13 protein-coding genes and 1 riboswitch are annotated in these 11,972 nt (G+C 63.8%); of the genes, 7 read left to right on the forward strand and 6 right to left on the reverse strand.

The features are described 5' to 3' along the window. Positions 1-93: 93 nt before the first annotated feature. A riboswitch (SAM riboswitch) is annotated at positions 94-171 on the forward strand. Positions 172-267: 96 nt separating this feature from the next. The 3 genes from FJW07_RS21065 (at position 268) to FJW07_RS21075 (ending at position 3,177) form a co-directional block, all read left to right on the forward strand. Next, on the forward strand, positions 268-1,437 hold the full coding sequence (locus FJW07_RS21065; protein WP_140858633.1) for a homoserine O-acetyltransferase: 1,170 nt from the start codon (positions 268-270) through the stop codon (positions 1,435-1,437). Between the two features lie 79 nt (positions 1,438-1,516). After that, on the forward strand, positions 1,517-2,131 hold the full coding sequence (metW, locus tag FJW07_RS21070; RefSeq protein ID WP_140645165.1) for a methionine biosynthesis protein MetW: 615 nt from the start codon (positions 1,517-1,519) through the stop codon (positions 2,129-2,131). Positions 2,132-2,184: 53 nt separating this feature from the next. Beyond that, positions 2,185-3,177, forward strand: coding sequence for a glycosyltransferase (locus FJW07_RS21075; RefSeq protein WP_140858635.1), 993 nt, complete (start codon positions 2,185-2,187; stop codon positions 3,175-3,177). Between the two features lie 29 nt (positions 3,178-3,206). On the opposite strand, the gene FJW07_RS21080 is transcribed toward FJW07_RS21075, so the two are convergent. Further along, the gene (locus tag FJW07_RS21080) at positions 3,207-3,533 is read right to left on the reverse strand and encodes a DUF1330 domain-containing protein (RefSeq protein ID WP_140858637.1); all 327 of its coding nucleotides are present in this window, start codon (positions 3,531-3,533) and stop codon (positions 3,207-3,209) included. Between the two features lie 326 nt (positions 3,534-3,859). Between FJW07_RS21080 and FJW07_RS21085 the strand changes: the two genes are divergently transcribed. Continuing rightward, the gene (locus FJW07_RS21085; RefSeq protein WP_140858639.1) at positions 3,860-4,789 is read left to right on the forward strand and encodes a glycosyltransferase family A protein; all 930 of its coding nucleotides are present in this window, start codon (positions 3,860-3,862) and stop codon (positions 4,787-4,789) included. A gap of 105 nt (positions 4,790-4,894) precedes the next feature. Here FJW07_RS21085 and FJW07_RS21090 read toward each other — a convergent pair whose 3' ends face one another. Both FJW07_RS21090 and FJW07_RS21095 read right to left on the reverse strand, forming a co-directional pair. Then, positions 4,895-6,736 carry an ABC transporter ATP-binding protein/permease gene (locus tag FJW07_RS21090; protein ID WP_140858641.1) on the reverse strand — a complete coding sequence of 614 codons (1,842 nt, stop codon included), beginning with the start codon at positions 6,734-6,736 and terminating at the stop codon, positions 4,895-4,897. A gap of 118 nt (positions 6,737-6,854) precedes the next feature. Then, positions 6,855-7,631, reverse strand: a complete 777-nt coding sequence (locus FJW07_RS21095; RefSeq protein WP_140858643.1) for a methyltransferase domain-containing protein — start codon at positions 7,629-7,631, stop codon at positions 6,855-6,857. A 134-nt stretch (positions 7,632-7,765) separates the two neighbouring features. Here FJW07_RS21095 and gloB point away from each other — a divergent pair, with 134 nt between their 5' ends. Both gloB and FJW07_RS21105 read left to right on the forward strand, forming a co-directional pair. Continuing rightward, positions 7,766-8,533: a hydroxyacylglutathione hydrolase gene (gloB, locus tag FJW07_RS21100; protein ID WP_140858645.1), complete on the forward strand. Its 768-nt coding sequence runs from the start codon at positions 7,766-7,768 to the stop codon at positions 8,531-8,533. Positions 8,534-8,598: 65 nt separating this feature from the next. Then, positions 8,599-9,033: a cupin domain-containing protein gene (locus FJW07_RS21105; protein ID WP_140858647.1), complete on the forward strand. Its 435-nt coding sequence runs from the start codon at positions 8,599-8,601 to the stop codon at positions 9,031-9,033. Here the strand turns inward: FJW07_RS21105 and FJW07_RS21110 are convergent. Genes FJW07_RS21110 through FJW07_RS21120 form a run of 3 tightly spaced genes read right to left on the reverse strand, consistent with a single transcriptional unit; the run spans position 9,030 to position 11,410 of the window. Next, complete coding sequence (locus FJW07_RS21110; RefSeq protein ID WP_140858649.1) at positions 9,030-9,701, reverse strand: lysoplasmalogenase family protein; 672 nt, start codon at positions 9,699-9,701, stop codon at positions 9,030-9,032. The genes FJW07_RS21105 and FJW07_RS21110 overlap by 4 nt on opposite strands. After that, positions 9,698-10,585, reverse strand: coding sequence for a DMT family transporter (locus FJW07_RS21115; RefSeq protein WP_140858651.1), 888 nt, complete (start codon positions 10,583-10,585; stop codon positions 9,698-9,700). Before FJW07_RS21115 ends, FJW07_RS21110 begins: the two co-directional genes overlap by 4 nt. Positions 10,586-10,618: 33 nt before the next feature. After that, entirely contained in the window at positions 10,619-11,410 is a 792-nt protein-coding gene (locus FJW07_RS21120; protein WP_140858653.1) for a DUF3108 domain-containing protein, read from the reverse strand. A 257-nt stretch (positions 11,411-11,667) separates the two neighbouring features. Between FJW07_RS21120 and rpmB the strand changes: the two genes are divergently transcribed. Further along, complete coding sequence (gene rpmB / locus FJW07_RS21125) at positions 11,668-11,964, forward strand: 50S ribosomal protein L28 (RefSeq protein ID WP_027167505.1); 297 nt, start codon at positions 11,668-11,670, stop codon at positions 11,962-11,964. Positions 11,965-11,972: the final 8 nt, after the last annotated feature.

Below are 11,972 nucleotides of genomic sequence, written 5' to 3' on the forward strand. Positions count from 1 at the left end.
GGAAATGGCCTGCTTGGGTGTGGTGAACCGACTGGAGCGCCGCGAGGAGGCTACCCGTTGACGAAGCGCGGCGCTGGTCCTAGAAGAACTGCCAGACTTCTCCGTGGTGATTTGGCCGGTCGGCTTGCAGCCACGTTAAACAACTCGCTAAAGGGCCGTTTGCAACCTGTAACCGGCTTTGCGACGGCAATGCCGGTTTTTTGTTGTCCGCTGCCGGCCGGACACCGCATCGGGACGAGACCGATGCGGGACAGGATGAGGATGGACATGGCCGCTCAACGCGCTGCAAGGACCAAGGACGAGGCCGACCATCCGTCGAGCCCGGTGCTGCAGTTCGGCCCCGACAAGCCGCTGAAGCTCGACGCCGGCACGCTGCTGTCGCCTTTCCAGATCGCCTACCAGACCTATGGCACGCTCAACGCCGCGCGCTCCAACGCCATCCTCGTCTGCCACGCGCTGACGGGCGACCAGCACGTCGCCAATACCAATCCGGTGACCGGCAAGCCGGGCTGGTGGGAAGTGCTGATCGGCCCAGGCAAGATCATCGACACCAACCGCTTCTTCGTCATCTGCGCAAACGTCATCGGCGGCTGTCTCGGCTCGACCGGCCCCGCCTCGACCAATCCGGCGACAGGCAAGCCTTATGGGCTCGACCTGCCGATCATCACCATCCGCGACATGGTGCGCGCGCAGGCGATGCTGGTCGATCATTTCGGCATCGAAAAGCTGTTCTGCGTGCTTGGCGGCTCGATGGGCGGCATGCAGGTGCTGGAATGGGCGGCGAGCCATTCGGAGCGTGTGTTCTGCGCCCTGCCGATCGCCAGCGGCGCCCGCCATTCCTCGCAGAACATCGCCTTCCATGAAGTCGGCCGACAGGCCGTCATGGCCGATCCGGAGTGGCATGGCGGCAAATATCTCGATTTCGGCAAGCGGCCGGAAAAGGGGCTCGCCGTCGCGCGCATGGCCGCTCACATCACCTACCTTTCGGAAGCAGCGCTCCACCGCAAGTTCGGCCGCAATCTGCAGGACCGCGAGGCGCTGACCTTCGGCTTCGACGCCGATTTCCAGATCGAAAGCTATCTGCGCCATCAGGGCATGACCTTCGTCGACCGCTTCGACGCCAATTCCTACCTCTATCTGACTCGCGCGATGGACTATTTCGACCTTGCCGCCGATCACGGCGGGCGCCTCGCCGACGCCTTCGCCGGCACCAAGACGCGCTTTTGCCTGGTCTCCTTCACCAGCGACTGGCTGTTCCCGACCGAGGAGAGCCGATCGATCGTGCATGCCTTGAACGCGGCGGGCGCTTCCGTCTCCTTCGTCGAGATCGAGACCGATCGCGGCCACGACGCCTTCCTGCTCGACGAGCCGGAGCTGTTCGCGGCCATCAACGGCTTCGTCGCGTCGGCCGCCCGCGCCAGGGGGCTCAGCGCATGACCCCGAACCGAAGGTCAGCGAACGCAGAAAGTTGCAGACTTTTCGGAGCCGGATCGCGCGCCATGCAGGAGGCAAGGCCATGAGCGTCAATCGCGCCCAGCGTGTCGACCTCGAGGTCGTCACCGATCTCATTCCGGCCAATTCGCGCGTCCTCGATGTCGGCTCGGGCGACGGCGTGCTTCTGGAACTCCTGCAGGAGACCAAGCAGGTCGACGGCCGCGGGCTGGAACTGTCGCAGCGCGGCGTCAATGAATGCGTGGCGCGCGGGCTATCGGTTATCCAGGGCGACGCCGACACGGATCTGAAATTCTACGCCGACAAGGGCTTCGACTTCGTCGTGCTGTCGCAGACGCTGCAGGCGACGCGCAACCCGAAGGTCGTGCTCGACGAGCTGCTTCGGATCGGCAACCGCGCCATCGTCTCCTTCCCCAATTTCGGCCACTGGCGCGTGCGCTTTTCGCTGCTGATCAAGGGCAGGATGCCGGTCACCAAGGACCTGCCCTACTCCTGGTACGACACGCCCAACATCCACTTCTGCACCATTCGCGACTTCGTCAACCTGTGCGAGGAACTCGGCGCGACGGTCGAGAAAGCGACCGCGCTCGACGCCAACGGCCAGAAGATCGGCCTGTCGATGCCCTGGTGGTTCTGGAACTTCTTCGGCCAGCAGGCGGTGTTTTTGTTGAGGCGCTGACGATGGCTTCGCCCCGGGCTTTTTGCTAAGCCTCGTGCCGGGCGGAGTGGAACATGATGGCGGAACGACCAACCTATTCGGTTGTCCTCGAGATGGAGAATGCCAACTTCATCGACTGGGCTGAGGTCAGCGTAGGGTTGAACGCGCTCGCACGCGAGATTGCCTCGGTTTCCGAAGCCGGCATGGCCAGGCCCACGGTCATCATATCGCATGCCGGAGAGCCATCCGACGGCGATTTGCTGCGCAGCAGCTTCGAGGCCGAAGCACCCTACTTGGGTCAAGCCGCCGAGCTGGTCTTCGCGGCCTGTGCCGGTGGCCGCTACTACGATCTCAAGAACAATGGCGTCCTTTTGACCGAAGCCGACATCGTGGTTTTCGTCGACTCGGATTCGGTTGCCGAACCAAATTGGCTTTCAGGTCTGTTGACGCCCTTCAAACGGCCGGAAACCGTCTGCGTGAACGGCTACACCTATCTTTTGCACGACGACTTCTTCTCGCGGACCTTTGCTCTGCTCTGGTTCTTTCCCCTGGCCGAAGGGGACAAAAAATTTGCAGCCAAACGTGCTCTCAACGCCAACAACATCGCCTTTCGGCACGACTGGATATCCAGCCACCCATTTCCAGCACACAACGGCTTCAAGGTCTCTTGCACGTTGCTGATGCATGAGCTTTGGAGCGAAGGCCACAAGATAGTCAATGTGGACGCGCGCGTTCACCACTATTCCCCGCGCGGCTGGCGGTTCTTCTTTTGGCGCGCTCTGGTGACCGGCAGGGACGCCGATCGAAAATTCGTCGAGCTCCACGCGCCTGGCAGGGTTCAGCGTATCGTCAAATCATTCACGCGCTGGGGGACAATGTCGTGGCGCACGCTGCGGCGCGTGGTCAACCTCGCACCGCAGACCGGCATGCCGGTCTGGCAAATTCCCTTCGCGGCGATTGTTGGCCTGACGTTCTACACTTTCGCATTTCTCGGCCATTTCAGCCTGGCGGTGGGGCTCGTTCGCGACGAGCCTGAAATCGTGCCCGACTATGTCGTGCACAGTTAGGGCAATTCCAGGAAAGGCGCGCTGTTCTGCTAGCCAAGCACATCCATAGCCTTGTGCGGATGCTCGACGCCGTCGACGAAGATCACGTCGGATTCAGAATTGTGGGTGCGCAACTCGAGGATCTGTTGATACTGATACGCGCGCGACCGGTACCAGTCCCGCACATGCTGGCTGTCGGGGAATTCGATGACGATCAGATGCCCGGGCCAGTTGTTTTCGACGACCTCGACATCGCCGCCATGGACGACGAAGCGTCCGCCGAACGGCGCCAGCGTGGCGTCGATCTTCTCCAGATACTCGATCATCCAGGGACCCGACGTGACTTGGCGCATGTGGGCAACGGCGTAAGCGGTCATGATCCTGCTCCTTCATGGGACTGAAGCCGATCGGCCGGCCTCGTTGGGTCATCATGCAAAAGTCAGGTAGTCCGGTCGATTACCTTGAACGTCATCGAGACAACGCCGACCATCGCCCGGCGGGCTGTCGCCTAGCCAGAACGTCGATTGTGTTGCCATCAAACCGCAATGTTGCGGAAAAGCCACTAATTCGGCGTTTCTCGGATAGCTTTGCGTGACACAAGCGTGGCTTTTTTGTAGCGTCTGTCGCAAATCAGAGGTGGGACGCGAGGATAGCCATCAGACCCATCCGACAAACGCTAGATCCGACCGGCAGTGGCAGCCCGATGTCGAACCAGGACGTTCCGCTGATCTCAGTGATCACGCCGACCCACAACCGGCGCAGCCAGGTCGTGCGCGCGGTGGAAAGCGTTCTGGCGCAGACACTTACCCGCTTCGAGCACATCGTGGTCGACGACGGTTCGACCGATGGGACGGCCGCCGCGTTGGCCGAAATCCGCGACCCGAGGCTGATCTATGTCGGCGCCAAATGGCGCGGCGCCAATGCCGCGCGCAATGCGGGCATTGAGCGCGCCCGGGCGCCGGTCGTGACCTTCCTCGATTCGGACGACGTCTATCTGCCCGATCGGCTGGAGCGGACGCTGGCGCGCTTCGACCAGAATCCCTCGCTCGGAGTCCTCATCAGCTCGTTCTTGTCGCTGAAAGGCAGCCGCAGCACCAAATGCATCAATCGCGACGCTTTCCTCGATAAGAGCACGCTGCAGCGTGCCCTGGTCTCGCAGACCATCTTCATTGCCGGCTCGGCGATCACCGCAAGGCACGAGTCGCTGCTCGCGATCGGCGGCTATGACAGCGACATCACGCGCATGCAGGATCGCGAATTGCTGCTGCGCTTTGCCCAGCGCAGCGGCGCCTTGCTATCCGAGGACATCGACTGGAAGAAGTACAATTCGGAGAATTCGATCTCCGGCCGCCGCGACGGCTATGTCGAGGCCTACGCCAGTCTGATCGACAAGCATCCTTATATCGCCGACCGCTATCCCGACGTTCCGCCTTACATGATTGCGCGCCAGATCATCGCCGATATCCTCAAGGGCAGGTTGCCGCAGGCGTTTTCGGGCTATCACGCCAACCGGTCGTCCAAGTCGCTCGGCTACTCGCCCGCCGAACTCTTGCGCGGCTATGTCGTCGGCCGCCGCTGGCGGCGCGACTGCTACGACGAGTTCCGCGCCAAATATGGCGCCCGGGCGGTCTGATTGCCTCCTTGACGCGACGCCGACGAAAACCGCTGCACACTTTTCCGTCAGGAACTGCGTGAAAACAAAGAGATAGAGCCGTTTTCCGCGGAACGGTGAAACGCCCTATGCTTCAGTGGTTTCCTTCTTGCGGCGAGCCGCCGGAGGCGGTGGTTCGATCGCCCCGGCCCTGACTCGCGCGGGTTTCAGCGCCGGCGCGCCGGTATCCTTGACGATGTTCAGCGAGCGCGGAAAAAACTGATTGTTGTGCTGACCACGTCCGATATTGACGATCGCGGTTTCGGGCAGGCGCTTCTGAAGCATGGCCAGAACCCGCCGCAACGTCGGCCCGTCGAACGCGTCAAGCGCCTCGTCGATGATCACCCATTTCGGCTTGCGCAAGGCGAGCCTGGCGAAGGCCAGCGCCCGTTGTTCGTCGTCGCTGAGCTCGCGTTCCCAGCGCCCGGGATGATCAAGGGCGGTTGCCAGCCGGTCGAGGCCGACCTCGGCAAGCACCGCCGCGATCTCGGCATCGCCGGCCGGGGCTTCGCCGTTCGGATGATCGAGCACCTCGCGCAGCGTGCCGGCCGGGAAATAAGGCACGCGCGGCACGAAGATGGGGGTCTCGCCAGCCGGCAGGCCGATCCGGCCGCTCCCCCATGGCCACAGGCCGGCGATGGCCCGGAAGAACAATGTCTTGCCGGCCCCCGGCTCGCCGGTGATCATGACGCGCTCGCCGGCGTGGATCTCGACGTCCGTCTGGGCAAGCTTGGTGCAGCCTTCCGGCGAAGCCACCTCAAGCGTGTCGAAGGTCAGGCTGCCATTGGCGTTTTCGCCGAACCGGATGCGTTTTTCCGTGTCATGCAGCGCGTCGGTTTCGGTGAGCGCGATGCGGAAGTCGGCCACCCGCATCAGCGTCGCGCGCCAGTCGGCGATGCTGCCGATATTGTTGATGAACCAGCGCAGGGACGAATGAACCTGGTTGAAGGCGCCGACCGCCATCATCAGCCCGCCGAACGAGATGTCGCCCGAGAAATAGACCGGCGAAGCCACCAGGATGGGCGCCACCACCGTTATCCAGCCATAGGTGTCGGTCACCCAGGATAGGTTGATCTGCGCGGTGAAGATGCGCCGCATGGCGCCCAGCACCGTGCCGAGGTCGAGCTCGAGCCGGCGCCGGGCATCGGGCTCGCCATGATAGAGCGCGATCGCGTCGACATTCTCATTCACCCGCACCATGGAGGAGCGCAGCTCCGCTTCGCGGGTGTAGCGCTCGCTGTTGAGACTGATCAGCGGACGCCCGACCAGCCAGCTCAGCCACGAGGCGATGCCGGCATAGAGGAACGCGGCCCAGACCATGTAGCCCGGTATCGCCAACGAATAGCCGCCGACGTGGAACACGAAACCGGAAGACAGCTGCCACAGCACGCCGATGAAGGAGACAAGCAGGATGAACGACTGCAGCAGGCCGACACCGAGATCCGTCGACAGGTCCGACAAGTGAGCGGCATCCTGCTGCATGCGCTGGTCGGGATTGACGCCGATGGCGCCAGCATTGGCCAGCCGGAAGGCACGCGCCGGTCGCATCCATTGATCGATGAGGTCCAGCGTCAGCGCCTCGCGCAGCCGCAGGCGGATCATCTGGTTGAGCCAGGTCTGGCCGATATTGAGCACCAGAAGCCCGCCGGCGATCATCGCGAAGACCAGAAGCTGGTGTAGGAAAGCAGCCATGTCGCGCCGGGCCAGCGCATCGTAGAAAGGCTGGTTCCAGCGGTTGAGCAGAACCTGTCCGATCGAGGTTGCGATGATGACCGCGACGATCCCGATGGAGACCCAGGCAAGTTGCCTGCGCACCGGCGAGGCCTTCAACCCCAGCTTGATCGTCGCCACCTGGTCGGCGAGGCTGCTCGCCTCGACCGAGACGGCGGCCTTTTTTGGGCCTGGCTTTTTATCGGTCTGGTTGTCCATGAAGGATATTCCTGGTTTCCTCGGCGGTCACGAACACCGCGCCAAGCGAGCATTCCTCAGATCAAGCATGCCCTCAGATAGGGTGACGATCGCTGCGCGATGCAAGGCGCGGCGGCGATCACGAACGCGTCACATGGCCGGGCGCGCCGTCGGCCGGGTGCCGGCCAAGCCGCGTTGCCCCCTGCGGCGAGAAGACCGGCACGAAGACGCGGCGCGAAGCGCGCTGCGCGACCGGCACGCCCTGGTAGAGCCGCTTCTGCGCCTCGACGACGATGACGCCGGAAAAGATCGGCCAGAACCGCCGGCCGGCTCTCTCCAGCACATTGTGGAACCGCATCATGAAACGCCGCGGCGACGGCGGGAAGAACAGCGCGTCGCTCCATGTCGCCGGGGTGAAATTCGCCTCGCGCAGCAGCTCGGTCAACTGGCCGCGCGAGAACGGCCGGCCATTGCCGAAGGGCGTGTGCTCGAACCGCGCCCACACGCCGCGCCGGTTGGGCACGACAATGACGACCCTGCCCGCCGGCGACAGCACGCGCCATATCTCGTTCAGCGTCTCGCGCGGGTTTTCGGCATGTTCGAGCGAATGCACCAGGAGCACGCGGTCGATGCAGGAATCGACCAGCGGCAGCTCCTCGTCGAAGACCAGCGCCGTCGCCGTCGGCCCCGACACCGGCCATACCACCGCGCCCTGCGTCGCCGGCATGAAGGCGAAGACGCGCTCGGCATCCGCGCCGAAGCGTTCCAGCCATGGCAGCGTGTAGCCGAGGCCGACCAGCCGCTCGTTGGGCACGGTTGCCCATATGGACGACAGCGCCATGGTGATCGAATGCTCGGCCAGGCGGCCGAGCGTGGACGAGTAGAAGGAGCGCAGGTCGACGATATCCGAATGCATGCGCGGGACGGTAGCCGTGAAGCCTGCCAAGTTCAACAAAGGCACCCGGTTCAACAAACGCGCCAGGCTCAACAAACGCGGATGACATCGGCGCCCGCCCGCCCTATGTCTGCGACGACAAAGGGAGACATGCTATGCCGGTTGAAATCGAGCAGTTCATGTGCCGCACCGACAATTTCGGCGTGCTGGCCCACGATTCGAAGAGCGGTGAGACGGCGATCGTCGACGCGCCGGAAGAGGCGCCGATCCTGGCCGCGATCAAGCGCACCGGCTGGACGCCGACATTGATCCTCACCACGCACCATCATGCCGACCATGTCGAAGCCAATCTGGCGCTGAAGGAACGCTTCAAATTGCGCATCGTCGGCCCGGAAGCCGAAAAGGCGAAGATCCCCGGCATTGACGAGACGGTCGGCCAGGGTTCGGTCGTGCGCCTGGGCGAGGAAAGGATCGAGGTCATCGAGACGCCCGGCCATACCGCCGGCCATGTCTCCTATTATTTGCCGGCCTCGAAGGTGGCCTTCACCGCCGACACGCTGTTCGCGCTGGGTTGCGGCCGCCTGTTCGAGTGCAAGCCGCCGGTGATGTATGAATCGCTAAAGAAACTGGCGGCGCTGCCGGCGCAAACCGCCATCTATTGCGGCCACGAATACACCTTGGCCAATGCCCGCTTCGCGGTGACGGTCGACCCGGGCAATCCGCTGCTGAAGCAGCGCGCGGCTAAGATCGAAGCGCTGCGCGCCGACAACAAGCCGACGCTGCCGACGACAATCGGCGAGGAACTGTCGACCAATCCGTTCCTGCGCTGGCACGACCCGGGGATCCGCAAGCATCTCGGCATGGAGAAAGCCTCGGACGCCGAGGTCTTTGCCGAGATCCGCAAGCGCAAGGATAATTTTTGAGGCATGTCGCCCAAAAGTGTGCGGCGGTTTTGGGATAACGACATGCATCAAGACAAAGGATGCGAATGACCACCAGCGCCGCCGAGATCATCGCCATGCTAGGCCTTCAGCCGCATCCCGAGGGCGGCTGGTATGCCGAGACCTTTCGCGACGCCGCGGGCGGCTCGCGCGGTCATTCGACCGCGATCTACTTCCTGCTCGAGCAGGGCCAGCTTTCGGCATGGCACCGGGTGAAGGACGCGGCCGAGGTCTGGCACTTTTATGTCGGCGCGCCGCTGGCGCTGTCGATGCATGAGGAAGGCGCGGGCGTGGTCATCGAGCAGGTGCTGGGCACGGCCCTTGCCGCCGGCGAACGGCCGCAGATCGTCGTGCCGGCCGGCTGGTGGCAATCGGCGCGCAGCCTCGGCGAATGGACGCTGGTCGGCTGCACCGTGGCGCCGGGCTTCGATTTCGCCGCCTTCGAGCTGGCCGAGCCGGGCTGGCAGCCGAAGATCGCCTAACTGAGAAGAAATCCCAGCGTGATCGCCAGCTGTGCCGCGTAATAAAGCACCCAGACCGCGTAGCGCATCCACACGCGATGCGGCGAGATCGCCGCAAGCAGGAAGCGCTCGGTTGCCAGCAACCCATCCGACGCGATGAACAGCACCGCGCCGGCAATGACCCATACCTTGTCCGTGGTGAGCGCCGAAATGCCCATGGCGAGAATCGCCGCGACATAGACGGCAACCGGGATACGCAGTTGCGGGCCGACGCGGCGCCAGAGCGCGGCAAGCATGACGATGCTGAATGCGGCCATGGCGAGCGCAATCGCGCCCCGCCAGGATTCGGCGCTCAACAGGCCGAGCCCGCCGCCCGCCTGCAAAAACAGCGCGACATAAGCGATGTGGCCGGCGAGAAAGCTCGCCAGCCCGCCGAGAAAAGCCTTTTCGCCGCCGCGCGACAGGAAGGCGTCGCCGACGGCGCTCAAGCCTAGCGCCGCGACGAGCAGCAGCGGACCGCCCTGCATGGCGGCAAGCACGGCCAGCAAAGCCACGGCAAGCGTCTTTGCCGCCGTGCGCGTCCACTTCGGCGGCATGTCGAGCGCAAAGGCGTAGATCACGGCCGCGACGAACGAGAACAGCAGCGTCGCATTGGCGTTGGCCTCGATGCCGCCGGAAAACGGCATCATGCGTTGAGCTCTGTGGCCGCTGGCTTGCGCATCAGCAGCGACTTCGCCGCCAGCGCGGCGCCTCCGGTGATGAGCACGCAGGCCGCGAGGATGCGCAGCGACGGCGCGGCGACGCCGGCAGCGATCAGCACCAACGTCGACAAAAGCGGCGCGGCGTAGCTCGCGGCGCCCAGCACCTGGATGTTGCCGCGCTTGACGCCGATGTCCCAGGCGTAGAAGGCCGCGCCCACCGGCATCAGGCCGAGCCCGATGACCGCCAGCCACTGTCCAGGGCCATCCGGCAGCACCGTCTTCTCAAGCAGAAAATGGCAGATAAGCGACAGCACCGACGTCGCCGCGCAGAACCAGGTGACGATCGAGGTCGGCACCGACGGGAAGCGCCGCGACAGGAGCGAATAGGACGACCACAACAGCGCGCAGACGGCGGCCATCGCATAGCCGAAGGCGTAGCGCGCGTCGAAGGCGAGCGCGCCGCCCTTGGTGACGATCAGGAAGGTGCCGGCAAGGCCGAGCAGCGCGCCGACGACATGGTTCCAGGCAAGCCGCTCGCCCGGCATCAGCGCCGAGCCGAGCACGATCAGCAGCGGCCACAGATAGGCGATCAGGCTCGCCTCGACCGCCGGCGCGTTGCGCAGCGCCGTGAAGTAGAAGAAGTGGTAGCCGAACAGGCCGGCTATGCCGATCACCCAGACCTGCGGCGGGATCTTCTGGTTTCTGTCGGCCGCCGGCATCAACAGCCGCGCCGCGAGCCCGACGCAGGTGCCGATGGCGAAGGTGATGGCCGACAACAGGAAGGGCGGCACCTGTCCGGAAGCGTCGGTGAGTAGCGCCAGCAGCGCCCACATGGCGACCGCCGAAAACCCGATTAGTGTTGCGCGCGCCATTCGTTCCCCCGCCGGCGCGCGGTGGCGCCTGACCTAATTTACCGCCTCGAACCGTCTCGCGCTGATGGTCAGCGGACCAATCTGGGTCCCGACCGTGGCGCGGATTGGCGCATATACGCCGGATTGGCCGAGCGGTGCAAACGTCACCAGCATGCGGCTCTTGTTCTTCAGGAAATTCAACGCCTTGCGGCCCTTGCGATAGCCCGCCACCGGCTCGAAGCCCATCTTGCAGGTCACCGTGTCGCCCTTGTAGCCCGGCACCGAGATCGAGCCCTTGGAGGCATAGGTCAAGGTAAGGTCGGCGCGCATCTCACCGTCATAGAATTTGACTGTCCGTCCGCAGACCTTGTCCAGGCTGTCGGCATGGATGACGGTCGCGGCCATGGGATCGAGCACCGATTTCAGGTCGCTATCGCCGAGCGGCACCCAGCTCTTCGAATCGCGCTTCTTTGGCGCGGGAATGACCTGCGTGGAGGTGACGGCACCGTTGTTGAAGCGGATCTCGACCATTGAGGCCTTTTTGCCGGATGTATAGTCGGCCCGGAAGGCATGCGGCTGCATCTGCTTGCCGGAAATCGTGCCTTTCGACGAAATCGTGCCTTTCGTGTCGTCGAAGAGCTTGCCAAGGCCGGCGGCCGAGACGGTGCCGTCGATGGCATAGCTGTCGCCTTGGTAGCGGCTGGAGAAAGTCGCCCTGGCGATCGAAAGGCCGAGAAACGACACCGTATACTCGCCCTTGAAGGACTGTGGCGCCGCGGCGGCGAAGCTCGTTGCCGGCACGGCAAGGGCAAGCAGGCTGGCGAATGCATGAGATGGACGGAGCATGGCGGCTGGCGAATCCCTAGCGGTTCGGCCGGAACGCAGCGGCTCCAGCCTGGCATATCCCTTCGCGACGGGCTTATACTGTGAAATCCGGCCTTTATATGGAGCGCGCCTGACGACGGGCCGCGTGCCGGAGCTTGACGCAGTGGTGAAATGCCACTATGGAACGCCAACTTTTCCAAAGGCCGCCTGACCGAGACCGCGCGCCGCCCGGCGCGGGCAGAATGGTTTGGCAGGTTTAGAAACTGAAGGTTAGACAAATGTCCCGCACCTGCGAACTCACTGCCAAGGCAGTTCAGACTGGCAACAATGTGAGCCACGCCAACAACAAGACCAAGCGTCGCTTCCTGCCGAACCTGGTCAATGTGACGCTTATTTCCGAAGCGCTGAACCAGAATGTTCGCCTGCGCATTTCGGCCAACGCGCTGCGTTCGGTCGAGCACCGCGGCGGCCTCGACGCCTTCCTGGCCAAGGCCGACGTCAAGGAATTGTCGCAACGCGCGCGTCTGCTCAAGAAGCAGATCGCCAAGAAGCTGGCCGAGCAGCCGGCCGCTTAAAGCAGCTT

Source organism: Mesorhizobium sp. B3-1-9 (assembly GCF_006439595.1).
In the GTDB taxonomy this organism is placed as follows: domain Bacteria; phylum Pseudomonadota; class Alphaproteobacteria; order Rhizobiales; family Rhizobiaceae; genus Mesorhizobium.

Bases quoted from the DNA above. Each gene is read 5' to 3' on its own strand.
- FJW07_RS21095 (WP_140858643.1), bottom strand. From the start codon at position 7,631: ATGCATTCGGATATCGTCGACCTGCGCTCCTTCTACTCGTCCACGCTC.
- FJW07_RS21105 (WP_140858647.1), top strand. From the start codon at position 8,599: ATGACCACCAGCGCCGCCGAGATCATCGCCATGCTAGGCCTTCAGCCG.
- metW (WP_140645165.1), top strand. From the start codon at position 1,517: ATGAGCGTCAATCGCGCCCAGCGTGTCGACCTCGAGGTCGTCACCGAT.
- FJW07_RS21080 (WP_140858637.1), bottom strand. From the start codon at position 3,533: ATGACCGCTTACGCCGTTGCCCACATGCGCCAAGTCACGTCGGGTCCC.
- FJW07_RS21115 (WP_140858651.1), bottom strand. From the start codon at position 10,585: ATGGCGCGCGCAACACTAATCGGGTTTTCGGCGGTCGCCATGTGGGCG.
- FJW07_RS21120 (WP_140858653.1), bottom strand. From the start codon at position 11,410: ATGCTCCGTCCATCTCATGCATTCGCCAGCCTGCTTGCCCTTGCCGTG.
- FJW07_RS21090 (WP_140858641.1), bottom strand. From the start codon at position 6,736: ATGGACAACCAGACCGATAAAAAGCCAGGCCCAAAAAAGGCCGCCGTC.
- gloB (WP_140858645.1), top strand. From the start codon at position 7,766: ATGCCGGTTGAAATCGAGCAGTTCATGTGCCGCACCGACAATTTCGGC.
- FJW07_RS21065 (WP_140858633.1), top strand. From the start codon at position 268: ATGGCCGCTCAACGCGCTGCAAGGACCAAGGACGAGGCCGACCATCCG.
- FJW07_RS21085 (WP_140858639.1), top strand. From the start codon at position 3,860: ATGTCGAACCAGGACGTTCCGCTGATCTCAGTGATCACGCCGACCCAC.
- FJW07_RS21075 (WP_140858635.1), top strand. From the start codon at position 2,185: ATGATGGCGGAACGACCAACCTATTCGGTTGTCCTCGAGATGGAGAAT.
- rpmB (WP_027167505.1), top strand. From the start codon at position 11,668: ATGTCCCGCACCTGCGAACTCACTGCCAAGGCAGTTCAGACTGGCAAC.
- FJW07_RS21110 (WP_140858649.1), bottom strand. From the start codon at position 9,701: ATGATGCCGTTTTCCGGCGGCATCGAGGCCAACGCCAATGCGACGCTG.